Genomic DNA, 17,329 nt, shown 5'->3' with positions numbered 1-17,329 from the left:
CTATTCACCAACCAACCGATGAAAAAACACATTCTCGCCGGCCTGCTAGCACTCACGTACACCCTCACACACGCGCAAACGCCCGACAAGAGCTTTAAAACCGACGACCTCGTCATCCAGAAAGTCAGCGATCACGCCTACAACCATCTTACTTACCTGCAAACCGAGAGTTTCGGCAAAGTCCCCTGCAACGGCCTCATCGTTTTCGACGGAGGCGAGGCGGTGATCTTCGACACTCCCGTCGACGATGCGACGTCGGAAAAGGTGATCAAATGGGTGGAAGATAGTTTAAAATGTAAGGTGAAAGCTGTCATAGCCACGCATTTCCATGAGGATTGCGTCGGTGGTTTGAAAGCATTTCACGATCACGGAATCCCCTCTTATGCCACAAACAAAACAATCGCATACGATAAGGAACGCAAATTCCCCGTGCCTCAAAAGGGTTTCGACAACAAGCTGGACCTGAAAGTGGGTAAAAAAGCGGTCGTAGCGGCGTTTTACGGTGAAGGCCATACGCGCGACAATATCATCGGCTATTTCCCGTCAGAGAAGGTCATGTTCGGCGGCTGCCTGATCAAGGAAGTCGATGCCACAAAAGGCAACCTCGCCGACGCCAATGTAGAAGCATGGCCCGCAACGGTGACGAAAATCAAAGCGCAGTATCCGGATGTGAAGGTAGTGATTCCCGGGCACGGTAAAATCGGCGGGAACGAATTACTGGATTACACGGTGAAGTTGTTTAGCGGAGAGAAGTAGGTCCGACCGCCGACTACTGACCGCCGACTACTGACCGCCGACGGCCGACTACTGGTTTTGCTGTTCAAGAAATCGTTAGCATTACCGCAATACGAATCGGCGGTCAGCGGTCGATCGTCGGCGGTCAAAAACACCGACGATACCCATCCCGCACCAACGCCTACTTGACGCCCTTCCCGGTCGCAGCCCAGTAAATGCCGCCATACAGGTGATCCAGGAACGACTGATCGGAGTAAACCAATCCAATATGGCCTAATCCGGTATAAAATGCCCGGCCACCGTCGAAATTGTGGTACCATGCGATTGGGTGATCGCCCATGCCGGTACCCTGGCTGGTTTTAGGATCGTAGGTTTTCTCGTCGAGTGTGATGAGCACTTTCAGATCATCGACATTGAGGGGCTTTTTGTATTCGTACCATTCGTCGGTCCAGAGCATGCGTTTCGGAAAACGTTCCAGGCCGGGAAAATTGCTGTCTTTCACATCCAGGAACGCAGTTTGCTGCGCCGGGTGGGTTTTAAAATAGGCGCCCGCGAGCTTGCCGTACCACGGCCAGTCGTACTCGGTATCTGCCGCGGCGTGAATGCCTACCCAGCCTTTTCCACTTTTGATGTACTTTTCGAGGGCCGCCTGCTGCGCGTCGTTCAGGATATCGCCGGTGGTATTCAGGAAGATCACCACGGCATAGTTAGCCAGACTTTTGTCATTGAATACGTCCGCATTCTCCTGCCAGTCGACCGAAAAATTGTGCCGCGCTGCGAGGTTCCTGATCCCGGTCACGCCCTCATGGATCGAAACGTGGTGAAAACCGGCAGTTTTGGTAAATAGCAGTGCCTTAAACTGCTGCGCATGCGCCGTAACCGCACTTCCGATCAGAAGAGACAGTGCCAGTAATTTTTTGAGCATGGTTGTAATTTGGGTAAAGATGGAAATAGTATTTAAAACAAACTGAATGGGAAATTTACTTGTTGCAAACATCCTTTCGATCTCCAATTGCCACTATTAAAATAAGTAGCTTATCATCAATTCGATAAAGGAAAGCAGCCGACACTCACGCGCCGGCTGCTTTCCGATAACATCCAAAACAAATTACCTGCCCACCTTCAACCGCGTCTGCGCGCCGCCGGCGACGTCTTTCAATTCCACTTTCAAACCGGCATCCTTCATGACGCCTCGGTCGATGACGAGGGTGATCGGCTGGATACCCTGCGAGAGGTCGGCGGTGATGGTACCGTCGGCCACTTTCAGGGGTTTGCTGCCATTGTAGGCGGTGATGCCACTGGTGGTATTCAGGCCGAAAGATACCGGGCCTTTAGTGAGGGCTTCGATTTCGAAACGGACAATACTGAATGTTTTGCCCGCGCTGTTTCTCATTTCGGCCAGGTCGTCGGTCGGGAGCTCGCCGGAGACTTTGCTATAAGCCGGGCTGGTAACCACTTTTGCCCCTTTACCGGCAATGACCGGCGTTTCCATCGAAAACTTACCCGCCAACTCCTTACTAAGCTCGATACTCTCCCACCTGCGTACATAGCGCGTCGCGGGTACGCGGAAGTCGCCCGGCTCGCCGAGTTTGGTCAGGAATGCGACGAGGTTCACGAACTGGTCGCGGTCGAGGCTGGCAGTGAGGCCCGGAGGCATGAGCGAGCCCGGCACTTTTTCCATTACCTGCACCTGGCTTTTGGCGATCGACACTTCCTTGCCCGTCACGTCGCGGATCACGATTTCGTTGGCGCCGTCCGAGGCCAGGTAGCCCATCAATTCGGAGCCGTCCTTTTTCACGACGCGTTTGAGGTCATAACCTTCTTTAATAGAGGCGCTTGGATATAGTATCGACTTAATAATGGTTTCGGCCGGCGAGCTGGTACCGAGGCTGCTCAAATCAGGGCCGATCAATCCGCCCGCGCCGCCAATGGCGTGGCAGGTCGTACAACTCGATTCTGCCTTTCGGAAAATCAGCTCCCCTTTGGCAGCATCGCCCTTTTCACGGGCAAGCTTCGCCAGGCCTTCAATCGTTTTATCGTCAAGGTCCTGCGGCATTTTCGGTGCCGGCATGGTGCCTCCTGATGCTTCCAGGGCCTTTTTCAACGCGGCGATCTCGTCGATGCTCTGGCGCGTCCAGCCGGCGCGTTGCTGCACGAGCACCCGCCCGCGTTTCGCTACCGGTTCGGGGATTTTCTTCGCGGCAATGGCGTCGGCCAATGCGGCTGCACCGGAGTTGGAAGGGATAAATGCCAGGAAAAGCTCGGACATGTCCGTATCCGCAGGCAATGTGCGCATCAGCTCGGCGCTCGCCTTCGCGCCCTCTTTTTCATCCAGTCCCGCTAGCTGCGCCGCGGCGATAATGCGTACTTCCGGCGTATTTTTCGGGCCGGTGAGGTCGGATACGAGTTGCAATGCTTTCGGCTTATCGATGGCTCCTAATGCGCCTAATGCCGCCTTTTTAGTCGCCGGATTGCCCGTTTGGATCAAGCTGGTGAGCCTGTCGTTCAGCGACGAAATCTTCCAAAGGCCGATCAAACGAATGGCACTGAGACTTACCGCTTCATCGTCGTTGCCGATCAGCGAAGCAATGCGTTCCGCATTTTTGTTCGGCACCACTTTCCGCTGGCTGCCCGCTTCTTCCAGGGCAGCAAGCTGCGCGGCGGCGTTCTTGTTATTCGGTTGAACGGCCAGGTCCAGCAGCATATTCAGGTCGCCGGGCTGACCGAGGCGTGCGATCGACGCGAGGACGTCTTTTTGATATTCATCAGGCACCTGACCTTTCTGGTACAATGCCGTCAGCAATGCCGCCGCATCGGCGCTCGTAGCCGATTTCAATGCATAGGCAGTTTTTTTAGCGTCTCCAAGCAAGTTGGGATCGGTTTTCAGTTTCGACACCCACACCGGTTCCAGTTCGCGCACGGTTTGCCACAGCGCGAAATCCAGGAATTCGTCCATCTGCGCGTCCAGCACCGTCAATGCGGTCTTCGCTGCTTCCGGTGTTTTGGTTTTACGCAATGCGATCACCGCTTCGAGGCGTACCTGCGGATGCGTGTCGCCGACCGCTTTCGCGAGCAACGCCGGTGTGTTCGACACCTTCGGGTACCATAGTGCCAATGCACGTAATGCCGCCGCGCGAACGTTGTGGCTCTTCGCATTCAGCAGGTTGAGCAGTATCGGTTCGTTTACGGTCTCCAGAGTTTGGTATAACCACAATGCTTCCAGCAGGTTATGCTCGTATTTGGCATCGTTTTTGTCCAAAGCCGCTACCCATTTTTCCAGAGCCGGCAATACTTCTTTCGAGCCGCGTGCTTTCAATACCTGTTTCGCCTGCAAACGTGTCCAGTCTTCCGGCAACTTCAATGATTCAAGCAGCTCGTTCACAGTCGCCTTACCGAGTTGCGGCTTCTTCACGACCGGACGGTTTTTGGCGACGATGCGCCAGATGCGGCCGTGCTGCTGGTCGCGGCGGGGATCGTGGAAATCCACTTCACCGTGCTGGATAATGGGGTTATACCAGTCGGCTACGTAAATGGCGCCGTCCGGTCCTACATTGATATCTACCGGACGAAAAGCCACATTGTCCGACCACATCAGGTCGTCCGTTTGCTTCGAAACGTAGCCGCTCCCCTGCTCTTCCAGCTTGAAACTGTTGATGCGGTTCGCGCGGAAATCGTTGGTGATCATGCGTCCCTGCCATGCATCGGGCAAATGCGAGCCCGAAACGACATCGAGACCGCTATGCTTCGGCTGGCCGGGGTTCAGGCCGCGCAAAATGCGGGCCGCACCGGGTGCCGTCACGAAAGTAGCGCCGGGAAATGCATAGTTAATACCTTCGCCACCAGCCCCGTCCGTCAGGAACGATTGCCCCCAGCGGTCGAACTGCAAGCCCCACGGGTTCACAAGCCCGCGTGCGTACACGTCCATATCCAGGTTACGCGTATTGAGCTGCCATACGCCGCCGCCTTCGAGCCGTTTGATGCCGAAAGGCGTTTCCACGTGGCTGTAAATGTAGATCGACTGGTTGAAATACAGCCTCCCCTCCGGCCCCCAGCGGAATGTGTGGATCAAATGGTGCGTGTCGCCGGTACCGAAGCCGTTGAGAATGCGGCGTTTCTTATCGGCCTTACCATCGCCGTCGGTATCCGCGAAGTGCAGGATCTCCGTCGAGTTGGCGACATAGCAGCCACCGTCGCCGGGAAGGATACCGGTTGGTTGTATTAATCCTTCGGCAAAAACGGTTGACTTATCGGCTTTGCCATCGCCGTCGGTATCTTCCAGGACGAATATCTTGTCATTCGCTGATTCGCCGGTTTTCAAATGCGGGTACACCGTGCTGCTCACCACCCAGAGGCGGCCGTCGGTGTCCCAGTTCATCTGGATCGGCTTCGCAACCATCGGGTCGGCGGCAAATAAGGTTACCTCAAAACCATCGGCGACTTTGAACGATTTCAGTTCCTTTTCAACGTCAGGGTCCAGGTTAAAAGGATGCTGCTCGGGCTCGGTCGAGGAGGTCAGCAGCACCAGGGGAAGGAGCAACGCTCCGTAGAATAGCTTTTTCATATGTGAAAATCGGCGGTCAGCGGTCGGCGGTCCGTCGGCTTAATGTTCTGATAGTTAATGTCAATCCAGCTTCCGCAATTCGTACACTACCTCTTTCGGTGTGCTGTGCAGGATAATCTGCCCTTCGAGCCATTTGATGAGGATATTCTGTTCTTCGAGACCTTGCACGTGGCGTCCTTGCTCGTATTTGCGGAAACCGGTGATGTAGGTCTGGTTCAACGGGCGGTACTGGAAGAAATGCAGCTCGTTTTTACGGATAATCATCTCCCGCACCCGCGCCGATTGCTCGAACGCCGGTCCCTGCACAATGTCGATGCCCTTTTCCCAATCCTTCGCAGAACCTGTCACCACCTGGCCGTGACCGGCGCTGAGGGTGTAATAGCCCTTTTTCAAACCCCTGATACGCACCGTTTCCAACTGCGCCGTGGAGCCGGCCGCATCGGTGGGCCAGGGAAGCGGGAGGAACGAGGGTAATGTTTTAAAAGTAAGTATGGCTGAGCCACCGGATGATTTGGACAATGCCTGTTCATCAAAATTGCGTTCTACCTTACTGTCAATGAGCCCCAATGCATGTTCCAGGGCCATCGCCAGATGGTAATAGCCCGCCTCGTTCAAATGCACGGTATTTTCAACGATATTCTCCTTTTTTGCCAGTGTTTCGATGGGTTGGTAGATGTCTACAAACCGCTTGCTCCGCTGCGCCGCCACCTCGGAAATGGCTTTGGAATACAGCCGCAGATCGGCATTCCGGCTGGCGATGTGCTGCGCCGTGTCCGCGGAGACGACCGGAATTGTCGATAACAGCACCGTGCGGGCGCCCAATGCGTCGATTTTATCAATCAGTTTATTCAAACCCTCCTTGAAATGCGGCACGCCGGCCTGCCCTTCCTGCGCTTCTACGCCCCCATATGCGAGGAATACGACCGTGGGAGCGGCTTTGGTGATGTCTTCCATCAAATGCTCGTAGGGTGTCGGCGGGTTGGTGTACGTACTGCGCGCCTCGCCCCAGACGTTGTCGCCCGTCCAGCCGAGATTGCGGAAAGTAATGCCTTTGTCGGCAAAACGCGTCGTAAGGGCCAGTTCGAGGTACCCGTACTGAAAGTCGTTTTCGAAGATCGAATTCCCCAGGAAAACCACGCGGTCGCCGTCTTTGAGCTGAAATGCAGCGGTATTGTCCGGGCTTTTGTTTTGTGCGATTGCAGGTCTGTAGACGAGGGTTAGTAGCAACAGAAAAACACAAACCGGCATCACCGGCAGTCTTAAACTTCTCATTTACTTGGGATTAAGTTTTTGGCAGAGTTTTACTATTATACAAAGGCCCAAAGCCGCCGAACTTAACCGCCCAGCCACCAAAATTCGGCAGTTAAACCTCCTCCGCAACTGGTACCGACGCTTCCGGCGCCGGGATCACCGCAATGGTGATGATCGTAGCCAGCACGAGCGCCACGGCCATGAGCGTGTAGGAAGCATTGAAATTACCGGTTTCGCTATTCAGGTAGCCCACGAGGTAAGAGCCTGCAAATGAACCCAATGCACCCAGGCTATTGATCAGACCAATTGCCCCGCCGATGACATTTTTGGGCAATATTTCGGCGATAGCGGCAAAAAACGGCCCGTAAGGCGTATACAGCGCGCCTCCCGCAACCACGAGCAGCGCGTAGGAAAGCCAGAACTTTTCCGCGCCGATCCACACCCCCGCATACAGGCACACGGCCGCAATGAGCAGAAACGGCCATACGAACACTTTCCGGTTGCCCGTTTTATCCGAGAAATACGACGCCGCCAGCATACCCGCCACGGCAAACACGTACGGTACCGCCGACAGCCAACCCGTCGTGACCATATTCATGTTCGGTGCCGCCTTGATGATCGACGGCAGCCACATCACAAACCCGTAAACACCCACGCTCCAAAGCAGGTATTGCAGGCAAAGCAGGATCACTTTCGTCGATTTGAATGCCTCCGCATAGTTTTTCACCGGTTTAATACCCGCCTGCTCCGCTTTCAGTTTGTTCTCCACGGCCAGTTTCTCTTCGTCGGTAAGCCAGTTGGCGGCCATCGGTCGCTCGTCGATGAGCTTCCACCAGATAAATGCCCACAGAATGCCCGGCACACCCTGAATGATGAACATCCACCGCCAGCCCAGCGAGTCGATCAGGTAGCCCGACAGCACCGACATCCACAGCACCGTCACCGGGTTTCCCAATATCAGGAAAGTATTCGCCCGGGAGCGCTCTTCTTTCGTAAACCATTGGCTGAGCAGAATCAGCATGGCAGGCATCACCGCGCTTTCGACCACGCCAAGCATGAACCGCATGACGATCAGCACGGTGGTATTGTTCACCATGCCGGTAGCTGCCGCCAGTCCGCCCCAGAGAATCAACGAGAAAAATATCAGCTTTTTAGCGGTACGCGTGGCCGCATAATGCGCACCGGGGATCTGGAAAAAGAAGTAGCCGAGAAAAAACAGCGAGCTGAGCAGTGTCGAGGTATTCGGTGTGATATGCAGGTCATCGGCCATCCCACCGGCAACGGCAAACCCGAAGTTCGCCCGATCGAGGTAAGCGAGGCTGTATGTGACAAAAACGACGGGGGTAATCCGGTACCAGCGTACCTGTGCAAGTTGCGGCTTCATGCAGGGTTAGGAAATGGTTTTGTATTAAAAGGGCATTTCCGTGCGGGTTCTACCATGTGGTACCTGCAAATCGCGCAGCGATGCAATATGGGCAGCAACAAAAAAGCGCGTCAAATCCGTTTCGCAGTACAGGGTCCGCTCGATCTGCGTTTTGGTGACGCGCTCGCAGGAGAAACCGCTCAGCAGCTGCTGGCGGAACCCGAAGTTGGTCGCCGTTTGCCCGTTCCCGTCGATGTAGCGTTTATACACCAGCGGAATGTAAGTCGAGTCGGCCTTTTGGTAGTAAAACTGGTTCGTTTCGCCTCGTTTGTATGCCCTGAAACGTTGCATGTTTATGTTAAATTTTCCAAACCGGCGCGGACGTCAGCCATGCTGAAACTGCCTGTAAAACTCCCCGGCCTCGCCCAGCGCCTCCTTGCAGATAGCCAGGACGGCTTCGACATGCGGCACGAGCGCTTCGATATTGACGGTAGCGTCTTCCAATGTATCCAGCCGCCCGTCCAGCAATGTATTCAGTCCCATGATCGAAATCGTCGTTTTTATACCGTGGGCGATGCGCCGGATTTCACCGGGGTCGCGGCGGTCGGCGGCGTTGGAGAGGGCTTCCAGTTCGCGGGGCATCAGGTGCAGGAATTGTTCGGTAACGAGTTTTTCATAAGCCTCGTCGCCGTTGCTGATTTCCCGCATGTAGTCGAGGTCGATGACTTTGAAACGGTTAACAAGCCCGCTGACGGCACTTTCTGCGCCATTGTGTTTGGCATACTCCCTGAAAATACGGTCGAGCTCGCTCTCGCGAACGGGCTTGGCAATATGGTCGTTCATGCCGTAGCTGATGCATTTTTCCTTCTCGCCCTCCATGGCATGGGCCGTCATGGCGATCACCGGAATGCTGAGTTTCAGCTGCTCGCGGATGGCGCTCGCGGCCTGGTAGCCGTCCATACCCGGCATTTGAATATCCATAAAAACGAGGTCGAACGGCTCATTTCGAAGTATTTCAATGGCTTCTCCTCCGTTGCCGGCAATGCGGCTGGCGATGCCGCGCTCTTCCATGAGGCGTGTCATCAGGCCTTGGTTAATGGGGTGGTCCTCCGCGATGAGCACGCGCAGCCCGGGACTGCGCATATGCTGCGCCCCCGGCGACGCGATCGGCACGGGGATCTCGCCGCCGGAAGCAATGCGGTACGGGATCGTGACCCGCACGGCGGTACCTTCGCCCGGCCTGCTCTGAATGTCGATATGCCCGTCCTGCAAATGCACGAGGTCGCGCACGATGGAAAGCCCGAGACCGGTGCCGCCGTACTGCCGGGTGGTGGACGCTTCCGCCTGCCTGAACCGCTCGAAAATGCTTTGCAGCTCGCCGGCCGCAATGCCGATGCCGGTATCGCTCACCGCATAGGTGATGTCCACATGGCCTTCCGCGGTGTTTGCGGCTGTGACGCGCAGCCTTACTTCCCCTTTTTCCGTGAATTTGAATGCATTGCTGATCAGGTTGACGAGGATTTGCGTCAGCCGCGTCGGGTCGCCGGAGATGGTCTCGGGAATGGCCGTTTCGAACGTCACGACGAGGGGTACCTGTTTTTCTTCCGACCGGTGGTGGAACATCGTCGCCACCGAATGCACGAGCGCCTCGGGATTGAACGGTACGCGCTCGATCCGCATCATGCCCGATTCTATTTTGGATAAATCGAGAATATCGTTCACGATCGCCAGCAGCGTCTCCCCCGACTGCTGTACCGTGCTGATATGCAGGCGGGTATCTTCGTCGAGCTTTTTCTTTTGCAACAAATGGGTATAACCCAGGATCGCATTGAGCGGCGTCCGGATCTCATGGCTCATATTGGCGAGGAAATTCTCCTTCACGAGCACGGCTTCTTTCAGCTTTTTCTCGCTGATATTGAGCTGTCCGATGAGCTCGGCCTGCTTTTTCATCCTTCCTATAATAATGGCAAAGACCGCCACGAGCAACACCAGCACCCCGGCCATCACGTACAGGTTCCAGCGCAGCACCCGCTGCCCGCTCTGATCGACGACATCCATTTTCCGGGCCAGTACGGCGCGACTGGTGCTGTCGGCGCGGTGGGAAAGCCCGCTGCTCATGCGGTATTCGTCGAGCAGACTTTCGTTGGCCGTGATGAGTTCTTCCAGGTTACGGCGCGTAATATACTGCACGGCTATCAGCGCCAGCACGGCGGCGGCGAAACCGATGGTAATATATATCACAAGCGTGCGGACTCTCATAGCCGGGTTTCAAGGTCATAATACATTCAGCCGCCGGTTCAGCGCGGCCCGGTAGGTGTCGGCGACGGGCACCATTTTCCGGTTGATAATAAGCGTGCCACCTTCGATCGTATCGATTTTTCCCACCTGGATAATGAACGACCGGTGCACGCGCAGAAACCGGGATTCGGGCAGTTTCGACTCCACTTCTTTCAGCGAGGAATGTACGGAAAAGAATTTGTCGGCCGTGTAGAGTTTGACATAATCGCCCATTGCTTCGGCATATAATATGTCTTCGATTTTTAAACGGCGCACAATATTGGAATCGCGGATAAAGAGAAAGCTATCGTCCTCGGCCTTTACCTCCTGTTTTTTACTCCTGAAAATCTCCTTGGCCTTTTCGATCGCCTGTAAAAAACGGGCGGGCGTGACCGGTTTGGTAATGTAATCGGCTACATTCAGCTCGAATGCCTCGGCGGCGTATTCTTTTTTGGATGTGGTAAAAATGATGACCGGGTGGCGGGTGCCGAGGCTCCTCACGAGCTCGATGCCCGTCATACCTTCCATTTCAATGTCGAGCAGGAGCAAATCCACCGGTTCGTCGATGATCCTGCGGTAGGCGTCCATCGCGTTGTCGCATTCGCCTGCCAGCACGAGTTCCTTATCCTGCTTCACAAGCTGTTTCAAGGTGGTGCGGGCGATGATATTGTCGTCGATGACCAGGCAATTCATATTCTGACGATCGGGTTACGTTGCGGAAACCAATGTAATGAAAAGAAATCAGAAAGACACTTTCGCCCGTTTCACCGACACCTTCTGCCCTTCTGCCTATTTCCTGTTTCCCACGTGGGCGGTACCCGCTAGTTTTGGATCATTCAAACACGATCAATCACCATTTAAACATAGCATCACAATGAAAACTTTCATCACATCCGCTATTATCGCCGCATTGGCCATCACCGGAGCACAAGCCCAAACCCTCGCCAAAGAAATCCGCAAAGAAAACAAAGCCGAAAAACATGCCGAAGCCCGCAACGACGTAAGCTCACGCTCCAAAGACAGCTTCTACGCCGATTTCGGACAGGTTAACGACGCCGTCTGGTCCAGAGGCCCGCAATTCGACGAAGTGACATTCACCAAAGACGGTCAGAAACTGACCGCATTCTACGACGGCCACTTCATGCTCGTAGGTACTACTGCCGACAAAAAATTCGCCGACATTCCTGCCAAAGCGCAGCAGGACATTGAAAAACACTTCAAAGGTTACGCCATCGGCGGTGTGCTGGAATACAAAGACAATGAAAACAACGACACCAACATGCTGCTTTACGGCACCCAGTTCGAAGACGCCGACCACTATTTCGTCACTGTTTCCAAAGGCAAAGAGGCCGATGTACTGATGGTCAAAGCCGATGGACAGGTATCATTTTTCAGCACTCTCCGCAAATGATAATGATGGCGCGAGGCAACGGCCCCGCGCCTCATTGTCTTATCTTTCGGGCTTCTACCTGCTTCTTCACCAACGCATACAATTCATTGATATTAAACCGGGAAGTATTGTTAGCAGCCGCGTAACGCACATAGGGCAGAGCCTCTTCCGGCTCGCCCATTTTGAGTAGTATCACAAAAAGCATCCGGGCTCGCTCGAAGCTGTTTTCTAGACGGAATGCTTTGGAGAGGTAGTGGACGGCTTGCCGGTCCAGGCCCCGCGCGATACTCAGCTTGCCGGCATTGTCGAAATACACGGCGTTCAACGGATCATCCAGCGCCAACGCCTCGGCTACCCGCAGCATCCCCGCCGTATCGCGACCGGCCGCGTAATGCGTTTGCAGACGCCCCATCGCGTCGCGCCAGGAGATCTGCTTCACTACCAGTGCGCCGGCGAGGGTTTCTTCCTCGGTTTTCGCCCGCTTTTCCTCGGCAGGCATCGGGATGTTGAACGGCCAGCCTTCTTTCAAAATCATCATTTCATATTCGCCCTTCAACGAATCGACGCGTGTGACGGGCATTTGTTTTTGTAGTATTTCAAACGGCATTTCCGTGGCAGGCGCCGGCAAAACTCCCGTCTTTTTCAGGGATTGATAAAATGCCTCTGACAGCAATGCATAACCCTGCAAATTGGGGTGTACATGTTCCAGCAGCGTTTCACTGCCTAAAATGCCACCCGCAGAATGCGCTTCGAACAACGCGCGCGTATCCACGAGCGTCACGCGCCGGTGTGCGCCTGCGATGTCACGGATAATGCGGTTGAACCGCTCCGGTGCACGGAAACGCAATGCATCGAGCTCCTTCGCCTGCACCAGCTCGTTTTTGGCGAGATTCCAATCCCCCTTTTTGTAAAAGTCAATACCGGCCCGGTAATGCATATCCGCCGAGCGGCCTTCGCTGTCTTTAATGCTGATAAACGGTTTCAGGTCCTTCTCGTTGCTTACCAGGTTGCTGATCAGCAACGGTACGCCTTTTATGCCGAATGCATTGGCCAGCTCATCCATATTTTTCCTGAACTGCGTCAGGCCCGCCTCATATTCTTCCGAACCGAAAAGAATCTGCTCGTTTTCAGCCATCCGTTTCATGAGGTTTTCGCGCAGGTCGGTCTTCCGGCCTGATAGCGCTTCGCCGATTTGGTCTGTCAATGAGGCGATCAGCTGCGTGAGCCGCCAGCTGCGCAGGTTCATCAGCAAGCGTCCGAGCGCCCGGCTGTGACCGATACCTTTCGTAGCCGCGACGCCCATAGCACCGTAATATTCGTTGTGCCCCGTGTAAACCAGCACGGCATCCGGCTCATAGTCGAGCACTGCCTTGCCGAAATCCAGCACCGTGTAAGAGTTCACGGCTGTGAGCGAAAGGTTGATAACCTCAAAATCGCGGTCGGGGTACGTATGCATCAGCCGGTATTGCAGCCAGCGGTGGAACGAGCCGTTGTGCATGTACGGGTAACCGATCGTCGTCGATTCGCCGAGCACGAAAATGCGGGTCGTGCCGGGTGCTTTTTTTGCTAGAAACGGCTCTGCATTGCCGTAAGTAGCATTTTTTTGGTTGGCAAAATAGCGCTTAGACGCATGCGGGTTCAGTACCATGTAGCCTTTCCGCGCCGGATCTTCGCTAAAAACACGCAGATCGTGCCCGTAACCCACCAACCGCAATGCCCCTTCCGGTACCAGCAGTACCAGAAAAGGCATTAATACGGCAATAAATTTAAAAATCGACTTTCGTTTCATTCGTTATGATCTCCCTGCGGCATTTTACGGCCGGATGCTCGTACCATCAAATTTACGAACCTGCCAGTTGGATTTTGTCGTAATCGGGTATTTCGCGGCTTCTTTTTCGTCGATATCCACGCCAAGGCCCGGCACTTCGTTCACCGACATGTACCCGTCCTTCATCGTCGGGCAGCCTTTGAATATGGCCTGCGTTTTGTCGTTGAAACTCACCGCTTCCTGGATACCGAAGTTCCAAACCGCCAAATCGACGTGCGCGTGCGCCGCATGACCGACGGGCGAAACGTCGCCGGGACCGTGCCATGCCGTTTTGATATTGAACCACTCCCCCAGCCGCGCCACTTTCATGGCCGGGGTAATGCCGCCGATCTGCGACACGTGGCAGCGAATGTAGTCGAACCATTGGTTGGCCATCGGGTCGCGGAACTCGTTCACGTTATTGAACAGCTCACCCATGGCAATGGGTACGGTCGTACTTTGGCGTAGCTGTTTGAACCAGCCCATGTTTTCGGGCGAGAACGGGTCTTCGATGAAGAATGGCCGGTATTGTTCCAACGCTTTGATCATGTTAATGGCGTCCATCGGCTGCACGCGCTCGTGGATGTCGTGCAGGAGCTCGATATCCTCCCCGCAGCGCTTCCGCACGGCGTCGAAAAGCTTGGGTACCGATTTCAGGTAGGCGCGCTCGTTCATATAGTTATCCGTAGCGCCGCCGAAACCGGCCGCCTTGAAATCCGGCTTCTGCTCCGTAGCCCCTACCGCGCCATAGCCGCCCTGCTGAATGCGGATGTATTTGAAGCCGCGGTCCATAATACGCTGCACATCGTCGGCGACGGCTTCGGGCGTGTTGCCGTTCGCATGGGTATAACATGGTATCGCGAAACGCGCCTTGCCGCCGAGTAACTGGTACACCGGCATACCGGCGCGCTTGCCTTTAATGTCCCACAAGGCCTCGTCCAGGCCGCTCAACGCATTGTTCAGTACCGGGCCGTTGCGCCAGTACGAGCTCACATACGTCGAATGCCACATATCTTCAATGTTATCGACGTCCTTGCCGACGCAGAACTCATTGAGATAAGTATCAATGGCCGTCACCACCGCCACCGCACGCTGCGTAAATGTGGCGCAGCCCAGCCCGTACAAGCCCGGCTCCGTCGTTTCGACTTTCACTACAATGAGGTTCGAGCCCTGCGGGGCCGTAGCAATGGCCTTCACGCTTTTGATTTTCACCGGCGCCAGGCCTTTCGCATACGCGGGCTGCACATAATGCTCGCGCGGATCGGTACCGGCAGCGTTGGTACGGCCGGACGCGCCCAGTACGCCCAGCAAACCCGCCGCGGATCCGGCTCCCAACATTTTTAACGCATCACGACGATTTTGCGCAGGCTCAGAGGTATTATTCTTCATCAGTGTTTTTTGGATTAGGAATGATTGATTTAATTCTTGGGTTAGGAATGGTCAGATGTAGTCAGGGAGTGTTAGGTTTGGTCAGGAATAGTCAGGTGTGGTCAGGGATAGTCAAGTGTGGTCAGGAATAGTCATTTGTTGTCAGGAATAGTCAGGTGTGGTCAGGTGTGGTCAGGATCAGCGGTCAGCGGTCAGCGGTCAGCGATCGGCAGTCAGCAGTCGGCGGTCAGCAGTCAGCGATCAGCGGTCAGCGATCGGCGGTCAGCGGTCGGTCGTCGGCCGTCGGCGGTCGGTCGTCGGCGGTCAAAACACCTCATGGCAGTGCAAACGCAATATATTTCCCGCCCGGCTTATGGCCGTTCTTGGCCCCTCCCGCTGCGATGACCACATACTGCTTCCCATTGACCATATAAGTGGCCGGTGTAGCGAAACCGCCTGCGGGTAGTTGGTATTCCCAAACGGTTTTACCCGTTTTGCGGTCGAATGCACGGATCTTTTCGTCCTTGGTACCGGCTATGAACACTAACCCGCCCGCCGTGACGATCGGGCCGCCGTAATTCTCGGTACCGGTAATAGGGACGCCCTTTTTGGTAAGTTCAGGGAATTCGCCGAGCGGTACGCGCCAGAGGTATTCGCCGGTATTGAGGTCAATGGCATTGAGCGTGCCCCAGGGTGGCTTGATGGCCGGGTAACCATCCGGGTCGAAGAAGCGCGTCCAGCCGTTGTTAATGTAAGGCGGAATGTACGGAAATGCCGATTTCGCTTCCGCCGGTGCTTCGCCGGCGCTGTGATTATCAGTTGCCGGTGCTTTGGGTTCCGCATTGACAAGGAATGCCACGAGCTCGTCGCGCTCCTTGTCGCTGATATGCTGGAAAGCCGGCATCCGGCCGCGGCCGGTTTTGACCATGTTCGAAATTTCCTCTTTCGACATCCTGTTACCTATTTGTGCCAGGCTCGGGTACTCCTGCCCGCTCCCCTGCCTGTCGGCGCGGTGGCACGCGGCGCAGTTGCGCATGTACACGAGTTGGCCTGGCGAGGCCTGGTTCGCGCCGCCTGCCGGCCGGCCCCGGTAATCCATCATTTTCAGGTCCCATACCATTTCATTGGAATTTTGGTACAAAATACCTTCCGGATCGGCCGCATTACCGCCCCACTCGGCCCCTCCGCCTATGCCGAGGTACAAACTGCCCTCCTGGCTGGGCGGCATATACTTGTTCCCGGAGCGTGTTTGGGCAAATTTGGCTTTGACAAATGCATTCGCTTCCGGCGTGCGGTCTGTAATGTCCTGTTCGGTGAAATGCTGGCGGGCAAATGGCGCCGGTTTGGTCGGGAATGGCTGGGTGGGCCACGGATGTTCGCCGGGCAAATGGAAATCCGCCAGCGACGGCCGCTCTTCGACGGCGAACAGCGGCTTGCCCGTATCCCGGTCGAGCAGGAACAGCAGGCCGTCTTTGGTCGCCTGGGCTACGGCGTCGATCTTCCGGGACTTGCCATTTGCTGCTTTGTGCGTGACGGTGAGCAGGTTGGGCTGGCAGGAAATATCCCGGTCCCACAGGTCGTGGTGTACTGTTTGATAATACCAGTTCATCTTACCCGTTTCCGCATCCAGCGAAATCACACAATTGGCATACAAATTCTTCCCCTCACGGTCGGCCCCATAAAAATCCACCGACGGCGAGCCGGTACCGAAATACACGGCGCCCCGCTTTTCGTCGAGCACCATTCCGGCCCAGTTGTTGGCCCCGCCGATGCGCTTCCAGGCGTCTTTCGGCCAGGTGTCGTGGCCGGGCTCACCGGGTTCGGGCACGGTATGGAACGTCCATTTGAGCTTTCCCGTACGCACGTCGAACGCGCGGATGTGCCCCGGTGCGGCGTCACCGTATTCGGACACGCGCGAGCCGATCACGAGCAGGTTCTTGTATATCACACCAGGCGAGGTGGCGTCTACCGATAACTTGTCGTTTTCACGTCCCGGACGGCCGGTTACCCCCTGGCTGAGATCGACTTTGCCCCCGTCGCCAAAATCGTCCACCGGCTTGCCATCGGCCGCATTCACGGCCCAAAGCTGGTTTCCTGCCGTGTAGAGCACCCTTTTATCCTGCCCGTTTTCCCAAAACATCACACCCCGGTTCACATGGAACCGCGGCGTACCCCCGGCAAACGGATCGAAGCGCCACAGCTCCTCGCCGGTATCGGCCTTTAATGCGAACAGGCTCAAATGCGGCGTGGTGGCGTACAGGATACCATTTACTATAATCGGCTGGCACTGGATTTCCATCGGCCGCCGGGGAGCGGTAATGCCCGGCGCCAGGCGCGTCGCATCGTACTCCCAGGCAACTTTCAGCCTGCTTACATTGCCGACATCGATTTGTTTAAGCGGCGAATAGCGGTTACCGGCCTTGTTGCCGCCATAGGCGACCCAGTCGGCATTGCGGTCGTCGGGCGGCGAGGTCACTGCCACGAGTGCAACCGCCGGGACGATCATCCCCAGTGCGGCCAGCACGTGCCACAATCGCACGGGCCGGCCGCTATGCTTCCGTTGTTTCGGATTCATGA

General features: G+C 55.6%; 12 protein-coding genes. 2 read left to right on the top strand and 10 right to left on the bottom strand.

What is annotated here, in order from left to right; genetic code table 11:
- Positions 1 to 18: 18 nt before the first annotated feature.
- Positions 19 to 756 carry a subclass B1 metallo-beta-lactamase gene (bla, locus tag H144_RS0116025; RefSeq protein WP_019943102.1) on the top strand — a complete coding sequence of 246 codons (738 nt, stop codon included), beginning with the start codon at positions 19 to 21 and terminating at the stop codon, positions 754 to 756.
- A gap of 160 nt (positions 757 to 916) precedes the next feature.
- Here the strand turns inward: bla and H144_RS0116020 are convergent, their stop codons facing one another.
- From H144_RS0116020 to H144_RS0115990, 7 genes are all read right to left on the bottom strand, one after another.
- Positions 917 to 1,660, bottom strand: a complete 744-nt coding sequence (locus tag H144_RS0116020; RefSeq protein WP_026350740.1) for a ThuA domain-containing protein — start codon at positions 1,658 to 1,660, stop codon at positions 917 to 919.
- 183 nt (positions 1,661 to 1,843) lie between these two features.
- Entirely contained in the window at positions 1,844 to 5,296 is a 3,453-nt protein-coding gene (locus tag H144_RS0116015) for a PVC-type heme-binding CxxCH protein (protein WP_019943100.1), read from the bottom strand.
- A gap of 60 nt (positions 5,297 to 5,356) precedes the next feature.
- Positions 5,357 to 6,568, bottom strand: a complete 1,212-nt coding sequence (locus H144_RS0116010; RefSeq protein WP_026350739.1) for a GDSL-type esterase/lipase family protein — start codon at positions 6,566 to 6,568, stop codon at positions 5,357 to 5,359.
- Between the two features lie 91 nt (positions 6,569 to 6,659).
- Positions 6,660 to 7,931 carry an MFS transporter gene (locus H144_RS0116005; RefSeq protein WP_019943098.1) on the bottom strand — a complete coding sequence of 424 codons (1,272 nt, stop codon included), beginning with the start codon at positions 7,929 to 7,931 and terminating at the stop codon, positions 6,660 to 6,662.
- 24 nt (positions 7,932 to 7,955) lie between these two features.
- A complete protein-coding gene (locus H144_RS0116000; protein ID WP_019943097.1) occupies positions 7,956 to 8,261 on the bottom strand; it encodes a hypothetical protein in 306 nt (101 codons plus the stop codon).
- 33 nt (positions 8,262 to 8,294) lie between these two features.
- Positions 8,295 to 10,169, bottom strand: coding sequence for a hybrid sensor histidine kinase/response regulator (locus tag H144_RS32015; RefSeq protein WP_019943096.1), 1,875 nt, complete (start codon positions 10,167 to 10,169; stop codon positions 8,295 to 8,297).
- A gap of 15 nt (positions 10,170 to 10,184) precedes the next feature.
- Positions 10,185 to 10,880, bottom strand: a complete 696-nt coding sequence (locus H144_RS0115990; protein ID WP_019943095.1) for a LytR/AlgR family response regulator transcription factor — start codon at positions 10,878 to 10,880, stop codon at positions 10,185 to 10,187.
- 181 nt (positions 10,881 to 11,061) lie between these two features.
- Between H144_RS0115990 and H144_RS0115985 the strand changes: the two genes are divergently transcribed.
- On the top strand, positions 11,062 to 11,598 hold the full coding sequence (locus H144_RS0115985) for a hypothetical protein (protein ID WP_019943094.1): 537 nt from the start codon (positions 11,062 to 11,064) through the stop codon (positions 11,596 to 11,598).
- 31 nt (positions 11,599 to 11,629) lie between these two features.
- Here H144_RS0115985 and H144_RS0115980 read toward each other — a convergent pair whose 3' ends face one another.
- The 3 genes from H144_RS0115980 to H144_RS0115970 all read right to left on the bottom strand — a co-directional run bounded on the left by H144_RS0115980 (position 11,630) and on the right by H144_RS0115970 (position 17,327).
- A complete protein-coding gene (locus H144_RS0115980) occupies positions 11,630 to 13,327 on the bottom strand; it encodes an SGNH/GDSL hydrolase family protein (RefSeq protein WP_019943093.1) in 1,698 nt (565 codons plus the stop codon).
- A gap of 63 nt (positions 13,328 to 13,390) precedes the next feature.
- The gene (locus H144_RS0115975) at positions 13,391 to 14,773 is read right to left on the bottom strand and encodes an enolase C-terminal domain-like protein (RefSeq protein ID WP_026350737.1); all 1,383 of its coding nucleotides are present in this window, start codon (positions 14,771 to 14,773) and stop codon (positions 13,391 to 13,393) included.
- Positions 14,774 to 15,086: 313 nt separating this feature from the next.
- Entirely contained in the window at positions 15,087 to 17,327 is a 2,241-nt protein-coding gene (locus tag H144_RS0115970; RefSeq protein WP_019943091.1) for an outer membrane protein assembly factor BamB family protein, read from the bottom strand.
- Positions 17,328 to 17,329 lie beyond the last annotated feature (2 nt).

It is taken from the genome of Dyadobacter beijingensis DSM 21582, assembly GCF_000382205.1.
Lineage (GTDB): Bacteria > Bacteroidota > Bacteroidia > Cytophagales > Spirosomataceae > Dyadobacter > Dyadobacter beijingensis.
The sequence above is the reverse complement of the archived record's forward strand: the minus strand, read 5'-3'. Positions and strand labels throughout refer to the sequence as shown.

Excerpts from the sequence above, each read along its gene's own strand:
- bla (WP_019943102.1), top strand. The coding sequence starts at position 19 with ATGAAAAAACACATTCTCGCCGGCCTGCTAGCACTCACGTACACCCTC.
- H144_RS0116020 (WP_026350740.1), bottom strand. The coding sequence starts at position 1,660 with ATGCTCAAAAAATTACTGGCACTGTCTCTTCTGATCGGAAGTGCGGTT.
- H144_RS0116015 (WP_019943100.1), bottom strand. The coding sequence starts at position 5,296 with ATGAAAAAGCTATTCTACGGAGCGTTGCTCCTTCCCCTGGTGCTGCTG.
- H144_RS0116010 (WP_026350739.1), bottom strand. The coding sequence starts at position 6,568 with ATGAGAAGTTTAAGACTGCCGGTGATGCCGGTTTGTGTTTTTCTGTTG.
- H144_RS0116005 (WP_019943098.1), bottom strand. The coding sequence starts at position 7,931 with ATGAAGCCGCAACTTGCACAGGTACGCTGGTACCGGATTACCCCCGTC.
- H144_RS0116000 (WP_019943097.1), bottom strand. The coding sequence starts at position 8,261 with ATGCAACGTTTCAGGGCATACAAACGAGGCGAAACGAACCAGTTTTAC.
- H144_RS32015 (WP_019943096.1), bottom strand. The coding sequence starts at position 10,169 with ATGAGAGTCCGCACGCTTGTGATATATATTACCATCGGTTTCGCCGCC.
- H144_RS0115990 (WP_019943095.1), bottom strand. The coding sequence starts at position 10,880 with ATGAATTGCCTGGTCATCGACGACAATATCATCGCCCGCACCACCTTG.
- H144_RS0115985 (WP_019943094.1), top strand. The coding sequence starts at position 11,062 with ATGAAAACTTTCATCACATCCGCTATTATCGCCGCATTGGCCATCACC.
- H144_RS0115980 (WP_019943093.1), bottom strand. The coding sequence starts at position 13,327 with ATGCCTTTTCTGGTACTGCTGGTACCGGAAGGGGCATTGCGGTTGGTG.
- H144_RS0115975 (WP_026350737.1), bottom strand. The coding sequence starts at position 14,773 with ATGAAGAATAATACCTCTGAGCCTGCGCAAAATCGTCGTGATGCGTTA.
- H144_RS0115970 (WP_019943091.1), bottom strand. The coding sequence starts at position 17,327 with ATGAATCCGAAACAACGGAAGCATAGCGGCCGGCCCGTGCGATTGTGG.